The 19238-nt window shown below is 39.7% G+C and carries 12 protein-coding genes and 1 pseudogene; 7 read left to right on the forward strand and 6 right to left on the reverse strand.

Translation table 11 applies throughout. The annotated features are described in order from the left end of the window. Positions 1-84: 84 nt before the first annotated feature. Both ACI49J_RS02205 and ACI49J_RS02210 read right to left on the reverse strand, forming a co-directional pair. On the reverse strand, positions 85-873 hold the full coding sequence (locus ACI49J_RS02205) for a glycosyltransferase family A protein (RefSeq protein WP_409366437.1): 789 nt from the start codon (positions 871-873) through the stop codon (positions 85-87). 356 nt (positions 874-1229) lie between these two features. Then, on the reverse strand, positions 1230-3776 hold the full coding sequence (locus ACI49J_RS02210; RefSeq protein WP_409366438.1) for a hypothetical protein: 2547 nt from the start codon (positions 3774-3776) through the stop codon (positions 1230-1232). A gap of 171 nt (positions 3777-3947) precedes the next feature. On the opposite strand from ACI49J_RS02210, the gene ACI49J_RS02215 reads away from it, so the two are divergent. The 4 genes from ACI49J_RS02215 (at position 3948) to ACI49J_RS02230 (ending at position 7943) form a co-directional block, all read left to right on the forward strand. Then, a complete protein-coding gene (locus ACI49J_RS02215; protein ID WP_409366439.1) occupies positions 3948-5054 on the forward strand; it encodes a glycosyltransferase in 1107 nt (368 codons plus the stop codon). A 138-nt stretch (positions 5055-5192) separates the two neighbouring features. Beyond that, positions 5193-6227: a glycosyltransferase family 4 protein gene (locus ACI49J_RS02220; protein ID WP_409366440.1), complete on the forward strand. Its 1035-nt coding sequence runs from the start codon at positions 5193-5195 to the stop codon at positions 6225-6227. 116 nt (positions 6228-6343) lie between these two features. Further along, entirely contained in the window at positions 6344-6520 is a 177-nt protein-coding gene (locus ACI49J_RS02225) for a hypothetical protein (protein WP_409366441.1), read from the forward strand. Positions 6521-7193: 673 nt separating this feature from the next. Beyond that, positions 7194-7943 (forward strand): FkbM family methyltransferase, encoded by a 750-nt coding sequence (locus tag ACI49J_RS02230; protein WP_409366442.1) that lies wholly within the window; start codon positions 7194-7196, stop codon positions 7941-7943. 107 nt (positions 7944-8050) lie between these two features. On the opposite strand, the pseudogene ACI49J_RS02235 reads toward ACI49J_RS02230, so the two are convergent. Beyond that, positions 8051-8701 (reverse strand): annotated as a pseudogene (locus ACI49J_RS02235) (IS6 family transposase). Between the two features lie 166 nt (positions 8702-8867). On the opposite strand from ACI49J_RS02235, the gene ACI49J_RS02240 reads away from it, so the two are divergent. Then, positions 8868-10244: an oligosaccharide flippase family protein gene (locus ACI49J_RS02240; protein WP_409366443.1), complete on the forward strand. Its 1377-nt coding sequence runs from the start codon at positions 8868-8870 to the stop codon at positions 10242-10244. 540 nt (positions 10245-10784) lie between these two features. On the opposite strand, the gene ACI49J_RS02245 is transcribed toward ACI49J_RS02240, so the two are convergent. Both ACI49J_RS02245 and ACI49J_RS02250 read right to left on the reverse strand, forming a co-directional pair. After that, positions 10785-11552, reverse strand: a complete 768-nt coding sequence (locus tag ACI49J_RS02245; RefSeq protein ID WP_409366444.1) for a hypothetical protein — start codon at positions 11550-11552, stop codon at positions 10785-10787. A 516-nt stretch (positions 11553-12068) separates the two neighbouring features. After that, complete coding sequence (locus tag ACI49J_RS02250; protein ID WP_409366445.1) at positions 12069-13514, reverse strand: hypothetical protein; 1446 nt, start codon at positions 13512-13514, stop codon at positions 12069-12071. A gap of 178 nt (positions 13515-13692) precedes the next feature. Here ACI49J_RS02250 and ACI49J_RS02255 point away from each other — a divergent pair, with 178 nt between their 5' ends. Beyond that, positions 13693-14736 carry a glycosyltransferase family 4 protein gene (locus ACI49J_RS02255; RefSeq protein WP_409366446.1) on the forward strand — a complete coding sequence of 348 codons (1044 nt, stop codon included), beginning with the start codon at positions 13693-13695 and terminating at the stop codon, positions 14734-14736. A 604-nt stretch (positions 14737-15340) separates the two neighbouring features. Here the strand turns inward: ACI49J_RS02255 and ACI49J_RS02260 are convergent. Next, positions 15341-16078 carry a glycosyltransferase gene (locus ACI49J_RS02260; RefSeq protein WP_409366447.1) on the reverse strand — a complete coding sequence of 246 codons (738 nt, stop codon included), beginning with the start codon at positions 16076-16078 and terminating at the stop codon, positions 15341-15343. A 285-nt stretch (positions 16079-16363) separates the two neighbouring features. On the opposite strand from ACI49J_RS02260, the gene ACI49J_RS02265 reads away from it, so the two are divergent. Beyond that, on the forward strand, positions 16364-19171 hold the full coding sequence (locus ACI49J_RS02265) for a hypothetical protein (protein ID WP_409366448.1): 2808 nt from the start codon (positions 16364-16366) through the stop codon (positions 19169-19171). Positions 19172-19238 lie beyond the last annotated feature (67 nt).

The raw sequence follows: 19238 nt of genomic DNA on the forward strand, positions 1-19238 counted from the left end.
TTAGTGAACGTAGAAGGTAAAAAGATGAAGTGGGCAAGAGAAAGCTCGATGAATTGTTCTATTGAAGTTCCTCTAGGTCCGTCCTTAAAGATACTTTCCCAAAATGAATGGGATACCTCTTACTAAATACAGTCCATAGACCCCAATTCTATCAAGAAGCGATCCCCGACAAATCTTCCTAACCTTTCTCCTAGTGGAAAGAAAATTCTCATACAGTGTTCCTTTTAATACTTTAATGCTCCTACCATATCTATAATATTTTCTAGCAATGTCCAGAACAGAAGAGTCTCCGTTATGGTAGATGAAAGGTTCCTTAACGACATGTATGTCGGTCGAGATCTTAGAGGCTTCATAGTATATTAGTTCATGATCAGGGAATATCACATCATAAAATTTGTCCTTCAGGTTGCTTTCAAGAGCTTCGAAGGCCCTCGAGAGTATTTCGGACCTGAAATATCTTGGCAAGGCAAATCCTTTGATTGCGTCAGCGGAATTACAGTAGATGATGTTATCCTTATCTAACTGAGCATGTTTAATCCAAATTGAGTTACCCACCTCCCTTTCATGAATAATTATCATGTCTCGTTTAAGGGAAGATAACGTCAACAAGGCGTCTTTTCCCAGGTACCTAGTCTCGTCCAGGAGAAGGGAGAAGTCTCCTTTGGAGTTCAGGTGAGCTAGGTATCTCGCATACAGGAGTTTCGTGCTCTTCCTGATTTCTTTAAATCCGTATTGCCTTATTAAATCGGATATCTGATCTGATCCTGAGTTCACAATTATAACCTCATAGTCCTGGTAGGATTGGGAACGAATAGACTCTAGAACCTCGTATAGGTATTTACCATGAACAACAGGAATCTCTATCGAAATCACAAAAATTCATGCAGACTGGCATAAAAAGGGTTTTCTGTTAACGTGAATATGTTCTAGCGTGATCGTGAAAACATACTGGATCATGTACAGTTTCACTAGGTGATCAGTCATATACAGTATCCCTCGAATTAAGATTCTAGATGTTATAGTTCTTAATATAATTAAAGCAGTTTTTCAGTAGAATTTATGTGAGAGAAGTTCTTCTCTATCGCTTTTTTCTTATCATACCCATTTTCATGCATTTCTAGAGCCTTAATCTACTCTTAATATCATGAGCTTATATCTAAAAACCTATAATATAATCTTTTAATAATATATTATTTATAATAAAAATTAATAAGATAAGTAGTATATTTTTATATATATAAAAATCTTCTATTTTTTAGTAAGACTATTAACAATAGTATATCCGTAAAGAATGAAATCAAGGGTAAATACCAATCTATCGGATAACTTAAGATAATATTTGGATTACTGTTGACAACAAAGGTTTCTCCAACCCCAAAATAATAGGTGTAATACGATGTAATCTTGTCTTTTATGGTGACTAAATGAGTGAAACTAATAAATAATATCCATGGATTAGCAAAAACTGTTACACCATAATCCTTTGAACTATAATTATTAACAGTGTATATATCGCTATCAAAATTTATTAAAGATTTATGATTTAGAATGGACTCTGCTTCGTTATAAAGTCTTGGATATAAATCTTTGGGAACAAAGACAATTTTTACGAATCCTGTTCCCCCATTAGACTTAATTGTTATCTTATGATCTTTTATCTGAAGTAAACCCGCAAAATGCCAGCTAAGATTATATACATTATAATTGCTTACAAAAGTACTTGTGGAATTATAAGACGAAATAGTAAAACCACCACTTTGAATTATAGCAGAGCTATATGTATAAAATGTTTGAAGAATATAAACATAATAATATCCATTAGGAAGATTTACGTTTAATGTTAGTGGATTTCCACTGCCACCAAACACAATAGAGTTTAAGACATCAGGAGTCCAGAAAGGGTCACCACGTGTCCAACCTACTTCATAATTATTATATCCATTTGTATCTTGTATCTGATTAATGTAAATATTAGAAGCTGAGATAACGTAGGTGGAATTAACTAACATTGGTATAAGGTCATTAGGAGTAACATTAAGTCCTATGAAACCTTCAACATAGGGTAAAATATCTTGCAAATTATTCACATAATAAAAAGGAACTATTGAAAAGTTCTCACTCAGCGTACTTAGATTAAGAATAACGTAAGGAAAGTTGAAAGCTACCCAAATTCCCTTATTTACGATATACGGCTTGTAGTATAAGTTTTTAAATACGTACATAGGTCCCTCATGTAATATCTGATCAAATCCTTGGGAATTATTTAAAACTTTAAGATATTCAGAATAACCAGTACTGTTGACAACAATGTATTCTACGCCTAAATGGGATAAAGCCTTAGCCGGATTTTTAGAATTTAAAATGCTATACCAAATAAAGCTCATATACCCATAACCAGATGGGGAAGTCATAAACGGTAAATAAAGCTGATAATAACAATAATCCTCACCTCCACTTAAAACAAGTGTAATTCCGGTAGAGTTAGATACTGTGCGGATTACATCCTTAGTCTCCTGAGATAGGGGAACTGTAGCATAAGCTTTACTTAATTCAGCTGCATTAGGCTCATAGTAAGCTATAGGTATTATTGATAACAAGACGACAAAGATCAAACCTAGAGTTAAAAGGGATCTTCTAATAGGTTTCTTATAATTTTTAAAAAAGTTATATATTGAAATTAATACAAATGAAAATAATGAATAAAAGTAGGCGGAGTAAAGGTAACCTGGAATGTACTGTACGTAAAAATAGACCAATAATCCAAAGTATGGAGTTTGAGCCAACCAATAATTAATTGTCCTTGTACCAATAAAGTCAAAAGTTATTATACCTAATAGTAAAATGCCAAAAAGAAGACTAATTTTCTTTTTGGAAATTATTCCTATAAAAGCTATAGAGGCTGATAGTATACCAAAGATATAATTAGCTTTATACGCTAAAGGACCGAACCAGTTAATTGTCATTATTAGCGTATATATTGGATAATACCAGGTTAATGGCATAGCTAATTGATTTAATACAGTACTATCACCAACTATTGAAATATAGGAGGAAGTAAATTTAGTTATTATTAATGTATTTATATTTAATAAAATGAGAAAGCCAACACCAAAAATTATCATTTTTCCAAAACTTTTTATATATTTTATTCTATTTTTCTTAATAATAATAAAATAAAATGAGAATATTATAAAAGTTAAAGATACGTAAAAAATGCTTCTTGGATCATCAAATGATAATGTCGTTGCGAATGCTAAAAGAAGTCCTCTATATAATGCTTGTTTAAAAGTTAAAGACTCGAAATCTAGGCCATAGTCGTAAAGTGTTAGTGTCATTAAGTAAAATGCTGGAAAAAACGAATAATTGATATAAGTTATTTGAAATGGAATATCAATAGAAATTGGAATAAGAGTAGCACTAAAATTAGATGCATTAAAATATTTTATAAGAAAATATCTTATAGAAACAAATACTAACATAAAGGCTAGAATAAAGTTTAAGGCGAAATTAAGCGAAGATAAAGTAGAATAAGACAGAAAATTTGTAAAAGCATAAATTAATCTTAAAGGATAGTAAATCATAATACCCTCCAATCCTACATAAACTAAATTCAAGGGACTAAACATGAATTGGATTTCATCGCTTTTCGGTAATGGTAAGTACCCAAAGCCTGGCGGTAAATCTTTCCCATATAGAATAAAGAAGTAAATAATGCTTACTATAAATGCAACAGCATAAGGGAAAATCTTGGGAAATCTTGATCTCAGACTTTCCATATACATTATTTGAGTATGAAGTCGCGTTATAAATTTGTCCTATAGCTGTAGATTCCGCGACAAATAACGCTAATATAGAAAGTAAAATACAATAAACGATCTGTATTGTTTCGTCAACGGAAAAATACCTTTTTTAGTTGGTGTACATGACACTTATGTATCAGTGGTAGAATGAAAAGTATCAAGATTCTAATGATATCTGGAGGTGATATAAATAACATTACGGGTGGATATCTAGTTAGAGTATCCAATATTTATAAATGTATGAAGTTAATTACTAATAATGTGGTTCTTCTTCAGTACCCAATATTTTCAGATCCCATAGATAAAGGTTATAAAAATATAATCGTATTGAGAGCTTCAAAAAATTACATATTTTTAGGATTAAAAATTATTATTGATTCTTTTCGCCTTATAAAGACCATAAAAGAAAACGACATATTAATTATAGAAGGTTCATTATTTTTACCTTTCGCTATAGTTGGGAAGTTACTTAATAAAAAAATCTTATACGATTCTCATGGCTTTATAGGTATGATAGACATAAAGTATAAAGGGATAAAAAAATTAAAAAGTATTAAGAGTTTCATTCTTAGAAAAATAATCGGTCAAACCTTAGATTACTTATCCCTTAAGATAAGTGATTACTCAATAGCTATATCTAGCACTGATAAGGAATTCGCTGCAAAAAAATACCATATAGATGAGGATAAAATATTAATTTTACCTCATGTAATACCTCTAGAAGACTCAAAATATGAATACTCTACTAGAGGTAAAGGTGAATATTGGATATTTGTAGGAGATTTGTACTCTATTCAAAACTATGACAGTGTACTCAATATTATTAATATTGCAAAGAAAATGCCTCAGGAAAAATTTGTTATTGTTGGTCGTGGCAGTGAAAAATTTAGAGACTACCCTCCGAACATCGTTTTCACAGGGTTTGTAAAGGATATAGAAGAGTATTACGAAAAAGCGAAGGGATGTTTGATACCTATGTTTACTGGTACAGGTATCAAAACGAAAGTTTTAGAATGTTTGAAGTTCGGAAGAGGTATCATAACTACACCCGTTGGCGTACAAGGACTAGATAACATTGATAAAATTAAAGATTGTGGAGTTATTGTGTTAAATAAATTAGATGAGTTAATTAATTCACTAATAGATTTTAAAAGTATAAAAGTTGATTCAGAATGTTTAAGAAAATATCTTAAAGAGAATTTTTCCTTCGAAACAATGTGCAGTATTTTAAAACAAGTTATCTCTAATCTTTGAAATGCACTACTGCAACTAAAATTTTGTTTTATGTTTATGTGTATGTTACTATACTCTGGATAAAAAGAAATTAGGCGCTTAACATTAATATTCATTATCTTTTAGTTGGTTTTAAAAAGCCTATATACAATATGTTAAATGAATATGTATACTGTAACCTTCTTTAACGTAGTTCATTTAAGTGAGGGTAGAGGAGGAGAAGTATGGACGAGAGAAGTAATCTCTTATTTAAACTCTACTGCTAAGTTTAAAGCTCGTCTTATTACAACAGATTGTTGTTTTCAAAATCCTATTAAAACAGATTTTGAATATAAAATAATCAAATATAAAAAATTTTTAGGATTAAGCCTTTATGCAGAATCTCAACTTTTGCCATATCTAGAGGAGTCTGACCTTGTATACAATTTCAATGCTTTTTTAGGTTCTCAATTTCCCTTAATTAAAGATAAAAACCTTCATAATAAATTGATATTTGGATATCATGCGTATATCGATACATTTATACAAAAATTATTTTACTCCTTTATATACACAAGAATAAAAAATATAGGTTATCATCATGTTTTAACACATTACTATTACGAGATTTTGAAAAGAAAGGGACTCAAAAGAATTTTTATAGTGCCTAATTTTGTAGATACTGAAAAGTTTAAGAGATCTAAAGACAAAGATATATATTTTATAGCACCAGGTGCAGTAATTAAGGAAAAAGGACTAGATTTAATTCTAGAGTTAGCAAAACAGACTAATGAAGATATTATAGTCACAGGGAGAAAACCTAATATAAAGGATTATCCTCCTAATTTGAAATTTACTGGATATTTGGACAGGGAGAATTACATAGAATTGATATCTAGGTCAAAGATCTGCTTAATGCCTACGAGGAAAGAACAGTTCCCAATAACTTTTCTTGAGTGTCTAGCTTCAGGTAACTTAATATTGGCCAGAAATCTACCTGTATTGAGAGAAGTCTCTGGAGCAATAAATAGTGTTGTATTTTTCTCAAATAATGATGATTTTATACAAAAATTTAAGATGATAAAATCTATGCTTGGTTCATTTGAAATGTATTCTGAAGAGTCAATAAGAAGAGCGAAAGAATTTGATAAGAATAAAGTTTTAAATAATTTTACAAATATTTTATTACATATAATTGAAAATAATTCCGTGTAATTGTGTCCTTACTACAACTTATTAAAGATTCTATTTTACAAGGTATTTTTAATAAAAAACACCAAGGATTAGACTAAGTACGAAACTTCGTAACAGTAACGGACTATCCCCTTCACGTGTTTGAGCGTTGGTACGAGCTTCCTGAGGATCACACAAGGGAAAGGACGAGGCCGTATAGGGCGCCGTTCATGTTCAACGGGTTCCTCGCTTTCCTTTACGCGTTCACGTATAGGGAAGAGGATATAGGGCGCTTCAAGGATGTAGATAATGGCCCACCTAGGTCACAGACCTAAGTCGAGGAAATCACTGAATTTCGAGATGAGGAAGATATTGAGTTCTCGAGCTACGATAATAAGCTGAGCAGGGAAGTACATGAGGGCAAACGTGGGGAGAAGTTCCTGCAGGTCGTCGCGTTGACGTTAAGTCCTTTCGTGAAGACTGAGGTCGAGAATTTTGACCTGATTCCATGACAATGCTGTTAAAGACGCGAGGAAGGTAGGCACTCTCGAAGTTCTACGACATCTAGACTTAAACGTGTTCTAGATCCTGAGGTCATGATCTCGCCGAAGGCTAACGGATACAAACCTACCCTCTAGGACACCACTCACCCTTGTCTCGTCTGAATATCCTGTTAACGGATACGATTTCTACCCTCCCTCTCTTGCTGTAACCCCTTTTCCTACTTCAATCGCGTAGATCCTCGTACTCAAGTGCGTCCTCCTTGCCTTCTTGGCAGAGGTTCTGGCTCTACCGCGACATGGAAGAAAGGCCCCCAAGGTCCGCATGATTCGCGTGACTTGAAGTGATTTTATGAACCAGATCGTCTAGGCAAATTTTGTAAACTAATTATATTACATGACCTATCAGTAGTAAATTCTGACGATAGTAACTAAATTATCGTCAAGAGAATAACTCGATAAGCACGAATGTCTAAATTTTATATGTCTTAACCAAGATATAACCAGCATGATATTTAAATATGGAAATCTCGAGATTGAAATTCCTCAAGGTTATGAATACGTTTATTATGCTACATTTATTCTAGGAGAGTATGACTTCCTTCATGTAAGAAAAGATGATGTTGTTTTAGATGCTGGAGCCTTCGTTGGTGACTACACTTTAAAAATAGCCAAGCACGTTAAAGAAGTTATTGCAGTAGAACCAATACCATCTGCATTTGAAATATTAAAAAGTAATATAGAAAGAAATAATTTAAAAAATATCATGCTAGTTAATAAAGCATTATACGACTCCAAGGCAGTTGTAACTATGAAAAACGAGGGTGTCGGAAGCAGTGTTGGCGAAGGTGAAATTAAAGTTGAAACAGTCAGCATAGATGAGCTAGTAAACGAAGTAGGGGGAAAAATCACTGTAATGAAAATGGATATTGAAGGGGCCGAAGGAAAGGCAATTTATGGGGATTACATCAAGAGCGTTAGAGAAATAGGAATTGAACTTCATGGCGAGGATAACATAAAGGCCGTGAGTCAATATTTGAAACAAAACAGTTATAAGTTGATAGAGATGAGTTACAGACATGTTTTGTTTAATACAGTTAAAAACATAATTACACATTTTCCATCGTTTATAAAGGCTGAAACAAAAACTAAAGTTTTCGCCTCAACAATTTTCTCAAGAAAATATAATGTACCAGCATTAAGTAACAATCAAATAAAAGTAGTCTACGCTAGACGAACAATGAATATTTTGAGTTAACAAATTAAAATGATTAAATCCACGCCCTCATCAACGTTAAGTGAAAGCTAATATACCCCTAAAAATTTATCAAACCTTTCATATATCATTTGTATAATTTTGCGGAATTATTGAACGTGCAACTCAGGATGTGTGTCCAACAATTTATTCTCCCTCCAAATTTCTAATAGATTATAGACTGTGAAGAAGGCCGAGAACCAGGACTCCAGACTCCTCTTGCTCGCGTTCCACGGGAAGTGGAAGTCCATCCCAGAGAGCCTGTGCTTAGCGGTCCTAAACACCTGCTCAACCATGTTCCTAATCTCGAAGGTGACGTGCTCGTGGTCGACCCCCGCAATGGAGAGGAAGTTGTACGCGGGGAGGCCGTCGTGTATTTACTTGGCCCTCAGGAACTCTCCTCTGACCCTCAACTCCACCTGCCTCACTTTATTCACGAGGATTATCACGTCTAGGCCCGACCTGGCCTCGGTGACCATGAAGAACGGGATAACTCCCGTGTGAACGTCCCTCACGACCCACAGGTAGTACATCACTCCCTTCACCATGAGGACCTTAGTCTCGTCAACAGCGTACTCTCCAGTCAAGGGAAGGTCGAGCGTTGTCATCGTGACTCTCCTCCAGTAATAGTGAACAGTATTCCTAGGGACCCCTAACCTCCTGAGCAAGAGCCCGAGAAAATAACCTGCAACGCTTCCCCCAAACTCCTGAAGGGGCCAGAGTCGGGGCTTAAGGTTATTAAGTTGGAGAAGGTGAATCATTACTTAGGTCAGGACAGGAAAGGTACGGATCCTCTTCACGGTTGCTCACGTGATAGACTCGTCCTGACCCTTAAATATTATTTTGTCTAATTTAGCGATGTTGTTGGACACACCAACTCAGGAGAGAAAAATCTTTTGAATCCCTGTTATATGTTGAGTCAAGATCATGAATCCATTAACTGGTTCATTGAAGTTCCTAGCGACTACACTTCTAAACTCAATCACCGCTCTACTGTTCTTTCTTATTGTCGCTCATTTTTCTAGTCCGTCATTTGTTGGAAAGGTCGCGATAATACAGCTTATAGAGACTATTACAGGATCGTTCTTTGCTTTACTGCCGTTAAATCTTGTCACGAGAGATGTCTCACATAAATATGCCTCCTCTCAGGACTATGAGAAGGTAGTTTCTACTTCACTCTCATACTCCCTTTTGGTCTCACCTTTTCTCCTTTTTCTGTTTCTATTTCCCTCCTACGTATGGTTATCGATACCGTACTTTGTTTTATATCTATTTTCCACTTATCAATCTCAGATTTTATCAGGATTGGGGAAGTTCTCTGAAACGAATTTAGGCAACGTTATCTTTACCGTAACGAGATGGGGAATATCCTCAGTTGCAGTGTTTTATCACAGCATATCACTCTTGATCCTGATTTGGACTTTAGGTGCCCTGGTCAAGGTTATCTATTATAACCATAATCTTCCATTTAGATTTCACTTCGATTTTCAGATTGCAAAGGAGATAGTCAAGATAGGGTTTCCAATTTATTTGTCAGGAATAGTATCTTTCATTTCCGGACAAGGAGATAGAGTTGTTACGGCCTTTTTACTGGGATCGTATAGTTTAGGTATTTATCAATTGGTAGCATTGATTTCAGTTGTACCAAATACGCTGATTTGGTCCATGACCTCTGCCCTACTACCTTCCTCGACCTACTATTACACTAAGGGCATCGAGATGAGGGAGATGGCCTCCAGTGCCTTTAGACTCTTGACCTTCCTCTCCCTTCTTCTAGGAGTATCTAGCTATGCAATCTCCCCATATCTAGTTCTCAAGCTTTTCCCTGACTATTCACCTGGAGTTGAGGTGTTGCGGATCCTAATTCTATTCATTACAGTTACAATGCCCTTTCAAGTTCTCTCCACGTTCTTGATTGCACTTAATAAGAATTACAGACCCTTCCTGGTAATTGGGAGCGTTAGTGCCATTGAAGTGGTTCTAGTCTCCTTCCTCCTGATCCCGCGAATGGGAATTTTAGGTGCGGGGATAGCCCAGGCAGGGAATGCCATAATAACCAGTGTTCTTTATGTAATTTTCTCACTACAACAGGGAATAATAACACCTAATAGAAAGATTATATATTCTATGTTGTTGATATCACTTTCCTTGGTCTCCCTCTTCTCCTGGGCGATTGGGGCACTTGTAATTATTCTAGGATTGAAGTTTCTCGGAATCGTAACTAATAAGGAGATAGCCTTGATACAAAAATTCATTCCGCCTCAGCTCAGATTCTTTACGAGAATACTTAGTCTCTTTATTTAAAGAAGAGTCAGATAAAGTCTTCTTAGGGGAGTGTTCGGAGTTAGAATGCATATCATCCAAATTTACTCTTAATAGATTATATATCTTATTCATAAAATTTTGTCTATATGATCCTATTCGGAAAAATTTGGTCACGTCATACGAATCGCGTGAACCTAAGATAAGCCAGCCGCATTATAGTAGAGCCAGAACTTCTGGAGTACAAGCCTTAGAAGATCCTTCTCGCCTCATCCCGTCTGAACATCTTCTTAATGAATACTATATGGACCCTCCCCTTCCTATGGACTCCCACATCAGTGGCCCGACACCCCATACTTGAGAGAGTTAACTCCTCCTCGCCCTATCAATGTTGACCATCGGCGGGATCACTCCCTCTAGGAATAGATCGCATTATCCCTGGTGTATCTCCTTTTCTTGTAGATATTTATGATTATTACGCGATTTTAAGGTTAACCTAGAGAGACTTCATGAACTAAAGCAGTGAAGAATTATGAGCGAACCCCTAATTGTAGGAGAATTTAGATTAAAATGCGCATCCAATTAGGCTCTATCTTGTCTCTTATAATCCTTTCTAATTGACAGTGCAATAAGTATTCCAGTAATGGCAATTAATATAATTTGAATAAATGGAAACTCTTCACGGATGTTAGCGTTATCGCCTGTTGAGATCACAATTACCCTATACACATGGTAGTGGGGAAAGGAAATGTTTAACGTAGTAGGTGAGAAGAGCCTCAAGGTTAATGATGTAGTTCCATTGTTAAATCCGGACCTAAACTCTTTTCCGTTCACAAACACCGTGTAGTTTGACGGAATAAAGGAGAGGACATGAAAGGAAAGTGGTAATATAGTGTCGGTGTCTGTCCGAATACCAGCATATCCCACGCTCCTCCAAGGAATTCCAGTATTATATTTTATCATGTAAATTGATGAATTAATAGCAATTGAGTAAAGACAAACTGAAGAATTTACGTCCTTAAAAATCATGGTGTAGTTCCCGGAGGAGAAAGAAGGTAGTGTGTATAATAACTCATTATAACCTGTCAATTTATCTAGATACAAACCTCCATTCCACCCTACAAGAATTTCATAGTTGCCTATCTGACCATCCCTATTGGATAATGTGAAGTTACTACCATAGAGTACTATGCCGGGGACGTTACTAAAGCCGCCTACCACGTTTCCATCAAAGGTAATCGTTATTTGGCTCGAGTCTGTAACGTTTATCCTATCGATTAACCAGTAACCACCGAATCCTTCATAGGCTGTCTTTCCTGAAACATTGACAAGCTTAGTTCCAGGTGTCATGTACTGGAAGCTAGTTGAATTAATAAGGTTAGAAACAAGGGAGAACGAGATGTTGAAATTCTGGCCCAAGAGTACGTTACTGGGATAGCTAACCTGCACAGTGTAACTCGACACTGTAAGGGAAGTCAGAAACGCAAATATGAGAGATAACAGGATTGCCCTTGACAACGACATTGAAAGACTACTAGATCTGCAACATATATTTCTTTTCCCGTGAAGATGGCCATTGTATCTCGTTCAACATTTCTATTTTAAAGGTAATACTATATTACCTAAATAAGTTCGGCTGACTCAACATGCCTAGCTATATATCAACAGTTATATATCAACATCATCTAACTAACTCAGTATTTCGCGATGAGGACGGTTCTAAGATTCCGATCAATTTTTGTGCATCCTAGGCATTTCGAACATCGCAACTTGTCTCGGTTTCACTTACGTGACATCTAGTTCTTGAAACACTTAATGTCAAGTGCAGTACCGTCTCAGGCCCCCAAAATCATCACACATCACGCCCTATGCGATGAAAAGGAAACTGGCCACACTCAGGTACTTGATCACGAGGATGACTACTACAGCCTCGATGACGAGAAGGTCGTATTTCCTCATCGCGAAGAAAGGTAGCGCCAGCACAGGGAAAGGAAGGGAGACCCCTATATACCTCATTGCACTCCTCAACGAGGAATCTCCCCACTCCCTCATGCTTAGGATTGCCGAGCCTGCACCAAGAACAGAAAAGTAGGTGGACATCACCACATTCCCATCACCAAACAGGTATAACGAATAACCCAAGTAGATGCACGCGACTGCAAGGAACGCGAATTTAGCCTTGATCTTCCTGTCGGGGAGCCAACCCAACATACTTCCCACAGCGTAGACAGCCCAGGAAATGACAGGGAAATGGAAATAGATGACCCCCACTAGGGGAACCACGAGGAAATACGGGACGGCCTCGCCTAACCCAGCGAAGGGATTAAGGAGAGATAGGACCGAGAAGCTTAAGGCCCTCACGTTCACCCTAGGGGCTACGAAGGAGATGGCGACCAAGGATAGGAGGACAAACCTAAGGAGGTCACTGTAATATAGGAGGGCGAGCCCCTGAAACGTAATCGCCAACACGATCCTAATGGGGATTACCCTCATCTTACCCACAACCCTCTTCACGTAGGGCCACGCCACCGATCCGATCAAGGCAAGGGAAACGATCTCTACTCCCGTGTACCGTCCAAGGGCAAATAGAACCAGGGACACCGCGAAGAGCCCGATGAGTCCGTACACCATCTTCTTCGTCACGAGGGACAGGGAAATCACGGGGCTGAAGAAACTTGCTATCACTGGGACAACCCACGACCATTTCCATCTCTTCTCTAGGTAGAGAGGGGCCACTGACACGAGCCAGGGATTGAAGGGGGAATATACCAACGCCGTGAGTGGGGATACACTACTCAACAGGGGAACCAGCCAAGGTTGATGGAAATACACTGCTAATGAAGAGAGGAAGATGGCTCCCCTGGTCCTCAGCGAGAAGTGGAACTTACTCTCTAGGATCGATGAAATCACGCCCGCGACAAGCAGGAAGAAGGCGATGTTGCCAAGGGAGACGGCCTGATCAAGGAAGACTGCGGAACTTATCAGGAAGAGGATGGCTGAGGTGATTAGACCCTTCCTCTCCAGCACGGAAAGCGTCAGAATCAGGTAATTCCCCGTCACGAGGGCAAAGAAAGTTGATAGGAGAAGGGTGAGGGTAAAGGGCCTGTCCTCCACGAAGAGAAGAGGATAGGGGAGAAGAGTTAGCAGGGCGTGAACTGGGGAGAACGGGATCAGGAACGCCGAAACTAGGGGAGGGAAGTCCTTGGCCCCAAGGTAATATGCTAGGGCATACACCACAAGGACAGACAGGGTAAAATGCGGGTAGAAGGAGGAAAGGAACAGGAGGGGCCCAAGAACTACGTCCCATCGCATTCAAGGGAATTTGATCGAGGGTTAAAAGAATTGTCGACTAACGAGGCTTGACCTTCAACTTGAAGGTGAAAAACATTGAGAGGCACAAGCGGGACACGATCTACTTGTCTCGTAAGCGTTGAAACTCCCCACCCAACGAGATCAAGAAAGCATTTATTTTCTAAGAGAAGTTCAGCTAGTGAACGTAGTTCTAAGAATTCTTTGGAAGGGAGGAGTCACAAGGGTCGCTTTGGAGGAGGCAAGGCTCATCCCAGCTAGACTCGTCGTGTACAGGAGGGAAAAGACGAACTACGATTTATCTAACGTTGATCTTCAGGTGTTATTTCAGGGACGGCCTGCAAGATTTTACACCTTTCTAACTTCCATTTACGCTAAGCAGAGGGGTAGTGAGGCGACTGTTGACCTGGATCGAATAATCAAGGCTAAGGACCTGATTAAGGGACCTTCCCTCTTTCACGATCAATTTGCAGGACTTACGGGCTACCTGAGGAAAAGGGATCACGGTGAAGATTACGCCGTCTATATTCACGAGACATCTTTGGACAATGAAGGGGTGAAATGGACCTTCCCTAAAATGTTGGAGAAGAGGATCTTGAGACACAGCAAGCTCGTGATGACCAACAGTTACTGGAACAAGAGGATCATGGAGGAGCAAGGTTTCGCCTCCACGGTTGTCTACCCAGGTTGTTATCCAAAGGAGAAGATCAATCTAGAGAGGGAGAAACTCGTATTAACGGTTTCCCTTTGGGATAAGGGGAGGAAGCCAGAGATCTACGGTGAAATCGCTAAAAGGATCAAGGGCAAAATGGTCCTGGCAGGTTCTTGGGTTAGTGAGGAGGATATGAACGAGTTTAAGAGAATGTATCCAGAGGTAGACGTGACAGGACCACTACCGGAACAAGAATTGCAGAGACTTTACGATAGGGCTTCGGTCTTCATAAGGTTTGGATATCACGAGAAGGGCCCGGGCCTAGGAGTTTTAGAGGCCATGGCCAGTGGTATGCCAGTGATCGTGAATGATGGTCTAGGAAGTAGGGAGTTGATCAAGGACAACGGTTTTGTGGTAAAAGAGTGGGAAGAGGCCATTGATAGGGTGAATGAAATCCTGGAGTCGGAGAACTTGAGACGCGAGTTCAGTAAGAACTCTTGGGAAATTGCTAAATCTCTTCATTGGAAGAATCATGCCGAGAAAGTTAAGGAGTTAATGGAGAAACTAGAGTGACACAAATTTTGACCTAGCCAATTCAGGTTTGTACCTGATTTGAATTTTAGATCTTTTAGTAGCTTTGTAGAATTAAGTCCATTCACTTGTTCTTCAGTAAGATGAAGAGATGATTGACGTGTTACCGTTAATTGGTAAGTATTAGACCAAGTTTCAGCCCTGAACTGGCGCTAGTGACCCTATGAAATATTAGATGTTGAGCAATTAGGTAAAGTAGGTAAAGGGATCGTTTAGTCCAAGAGTTCTGTTGCAGAGAAGGTTCCCGCAGAAGAACTAAAGTTATGCCTTAACCTGGATGCACTCTAGACTTCTATTGCTTAGGGGTCCTCTAAAGGGCACAACGATTTTTCAAGGTAACGTGTATGACCATATAACTTCTGGATCTCTAGCCTAGGATTTTGTTTTATATTTAAATTAAAATAAACTAACCCCATTCTAGTTGAGACTAATCCTCCGCACCTCTTTTTGTCCACTATTTTCCCTATGCCAGATTTAACGAGTTATAAAACTCTTGAGTAGTAGGAAGGGAGAGTAAGCTAGGGGCTAAACTAAACCCAAAATTTCCGCGAAGTTTTTGCATCTCCCCTCACTCTACGAGTAGCGCTCATCTTAACGCATCCACTATCCTGGACTCGGCCCACCTGTACGCCCCAGTTTGCAGGATCCCCCTGAAGGGGGAATAGAAGGTCCTTAACTTCACGAGGGAAAGGAACATCATTAGCGACACCTTCATCACCTTCCTTGAGATCTTACTTCCCTGATCCTCGTGATCCCACCTAACCTCAACCTCCTTGACTGAAAAGCCCCTCCTCACAAAGGAGTAGATTAGGTTGACGTCGAAGAGCCAATCACTCATCACTAGCTCGTCCTTAACCTGGAGGAGTTTCTCCCTCCTTGCCACCTTCAGTCCTGACTGGAAGTCCCTTACGAAGGAAAGTGAGGGGAAAAACACCTTGGCTACAGAAACGAAGGCCCTATGGAGAAAGCTCCTATTCGTGGGCATATTCCTGAATATTCTAGTGGTGATCACTAGGTCGTGATCCCTTGCCTCTTGGATCACTCGCATTAGGTCCTCCTTTCCCACTGGTAGATCAGCGTCCAGGAAAACCACGTAGTCTCCCTTACTTCTCAGTAACCCTTCCCTTAGTGCCCCTCCCTTCCCCAGCCTTCGAGTGCTCACCACAAGCTCGACGGGGTACTTTCTAACCACGTCTGGGGTCTTATCGTTACCATCAAATATCACAAGTATCTGGTCATCATGAAACAAGGAAACAAGCTCGGAGAGAGTCCTTTCAATCCTCTTTTCCTCATTATAAGCTGGAATCACAATGGAAAGGGGCATAACTAAGATACGAAAAGATATTTATAAGAGTTTCTAAATCTAGTAAAGCCTCCTATAGTGTTCTCGAAGGGATTTGAACTTTATCACAAAAATCGTCAATCTTACGTGTTGACGAGAGAGGGAGCAAATGAATTTAACTCATTTTTCAAAATATCCCCATGAAATAAATCTCACATTTTATCTCGGCCTTGCATTTAGACAGGAGATATATTTTACCATTCCCTATATAATTTTCCACTTTATAATATCAAAGAATTTAAAAGTATGACTCTCCCTTTAAATGTCATGGATAGAACGATCAGCTATCTTGTTGCCGTTATCATTGACGTTGTTGTTGGTTCTTCGCCTTTCCTGGGGCTCTCGACATATGATACCCTGGCCATCATCCTACTAGGATCTGCGATTTATTCCCTCATTCTAACTGACCTATCGGTATCATTGCCTGCATCCCTTGTGCCCTTTACCCTTCTCTCCCACTCTTACTTCTTCCTTGCTATCTCCTCCCTTTCAGTTGCTCTTTCCTTTTATTTGAGGGATAAGGCAACAGCGTTTCTCTTGGCCTTGGGCGTCTCGCTTCTAGTGTTTGACCTTAACGCAGGATATCAGGTGTTGGGGTTCATCGTCCTTGTGGGGGTCCTGGCATATCTTAAGGTAGATCTTAGGGGAATTGTAGCTAACGGGATCTTTTTACTCTTGGTAGCTTCGGTTGTCGCCATTAGGCAGGGCATTGACTCTGCCACGGTAAACGCTCTGTCTGATGGGGCCTATTATTCGCTTTTCTTTGGCATGCTTGGTCTAGTAATCGAGAACTCTAGATTGCCTAGGAGATTTCCTAGGATTCCTCTACTTTTCGTTCCCTACGCGCTTGTGACTCTCGGGCTTGGTATCCCTCCCGAGTACTACTGGTGGAGCGAAAGCTCCTTTGTGTTCAGGGCGAACCCGCTCTCCCTCTGGGTTCCTGTCATCTATTTCCCACAGGTGAACCAAATACTTGGATCGTGGCCCCTGGCCCACGTGTTTGTGCATTTACCCCTCGGAGTTAACGTCTACATGGCATTGCTTACCTACATCTCAGGTGTGGGAAGTTACTTGATGTTCAAGAAGCTAGGAGTTAGGCAAGCGACTCTCTTTTCCCTTGTGTATCAGGTTCTGTCGCCCTTTCCTCATCCTTACCTTCTTCTGGGATATGCTATACTTCCGTTCACGGTATACCTCATGAGCCTTAACGCGAGGAAAAGCGTAAAGTACTCTGCAATAATGTTGACCAGCGTAGTTGGTTCGTCCTTTCCTCTTTTCCCAGTGTCCGCGATCGTCATGGGAGCCTTCCTTAGAAGGAAGGAGTTACCCTGGATTGGGGTTGCAATCGTGGGGGCTAATGCGTTCTGGATAATACCCTACCTGGTGCTAGGTGGGCCCAGTCTCGGCGAGATTTCGTCCTCCTTAACCCTAGCTCTCCTGCTTCCTGTGCTTGTGGTAACTGCCAAACTGGAGGATAAGGTGAAGGTGTTAACTGCGCTTGTTTCGCTGGCATATCTAGTGTCGGGGCTTCCCTACTCGGAATTGGCCTACCCCGTGGCCATAATGTCCTCTCTCCTCCTTGTGAGCGGGGAAGGAGTGAAGAAGGTGTTGGCTGGGATCACGATAGCTCTACTCCTGGTGACTGCAGTGTTTCAGGTCGGAAGTTATCATGCATTGACTATCCCACCCACTATACAGAAGATCAGCAAGGAGGTGGAGAACGCTACCTTGGTCTGGTGGAACTATTCCTACCCACTCCTATCTCCAGTTCCCTTCAATACGTCTCCAGTAGTTACGCAGGGAGTTCAATACGTAGTAAACAGCCAGGGGGAGGTATTGCCTAACCCTAACTACGCGGGATTCCCGGCGTTCTTTGAGGTGATTCTTCCAGATAATTTATCAAGAGCAAACGGAACATGGGTCCCTGGAGTTTATCCATTACTAACTCTCAACTCATCACATTTCCTCTGGAACTATAAGTCCGATGGACTTCTCGTGAATGTTTCAAAGGGTGTTCTAATCAAAAGCGAAATTGGTGTACAGTTTATAGCGTGGAGGATCCCCAACAACGAATCCAGTTTACTGGTGAGCCTTAACGGGAGTTGGATCTCGTATTTTGGAAACCCTATCTTATTCCTAGGCTATAACGTCTCGAATCTAAGTTCCGTAACCCCCATAAATTTCACTGCGCTTACCCTTTGGTTGACTAATAACGGGCAGGTATTGCTATACTCGAAGGGCGTCCATAAGCTACCGAGTGGATATCCAATTCCCACGTCAGGGCAGTTCAGCCTGAACTTCTACCTAGAGAAACAGGGTAACTTCACATTCCTCACTGGTGAGACGATAGATGGAGGATTTCATCCCCTCGATATCAACACTACCTTGCCCTGGAATGAGATTGACTCATTGGGTTTAATTCTCCCCCTTAAAAACGAACTAAATTTGACCCAGATTCAGGTATCATCCTTTGTTCCTGTCAACATTACTCAGAACTGGATTTACTGGAACTCCTCAAAGCAGTTCCAAGTTACCTTTTATCCTAGTACCGCGCTCAACGGCACAGTCTATTATAAGTCTAGTGGTTCAATATCAGTAGAGATTAATGGAGTTCGCGCAGAGAATGGATCCTCCTTTACTAAAGTGAGTAACATCACCTTAATCTCGGGTCCTGGACCTGTTAATGTCACTGCTCTTTACTTTACTCATGATAAGTCAGCTACTTACGTGGTTGGGGCCCTTCCCATAAACACCACGTACCAAGTGAAGACAAAGCAATTAATTGGCGGGGAGGAGCTAATCGTCTCTTCCCATCTTCCCCTGAACATGACTATAATACCCATAAAGGGGATTGGGTACAAGGTTGACGGTTCTCCGTTTAAGGGTCTTATTACGGAGCTAAGTCCAGGTACACATGTGATCCAGTTATTCTATCCAGGTGAGGTTTTCCTAATCCCAAGTCTTTATGTGTCCATTCTGTCCTTCGTCATAGCCTTGCTATCTGAGAGGGTAGGAGAGGGGCTTAACGAAATAAGACGTTTCGTTGGGATAATTCTCGATAAAATTGAAAGTTAGTTTTAAGTTACTCTTTGAGTTAAAAGGAAGTTGTTGATTTAGCCGGTTTTAGGCTTCAGCCGTCTTG

The organism is Metallosphaera sp. D4-4 (genome assembly GCF_046245145.1).
Lineage (GTDB): Archaea > Thermoproteota > Thermoprotei_A > Sulfolobales > Sulfolobaceae > Metallosphaera > Metallosphaera sedula.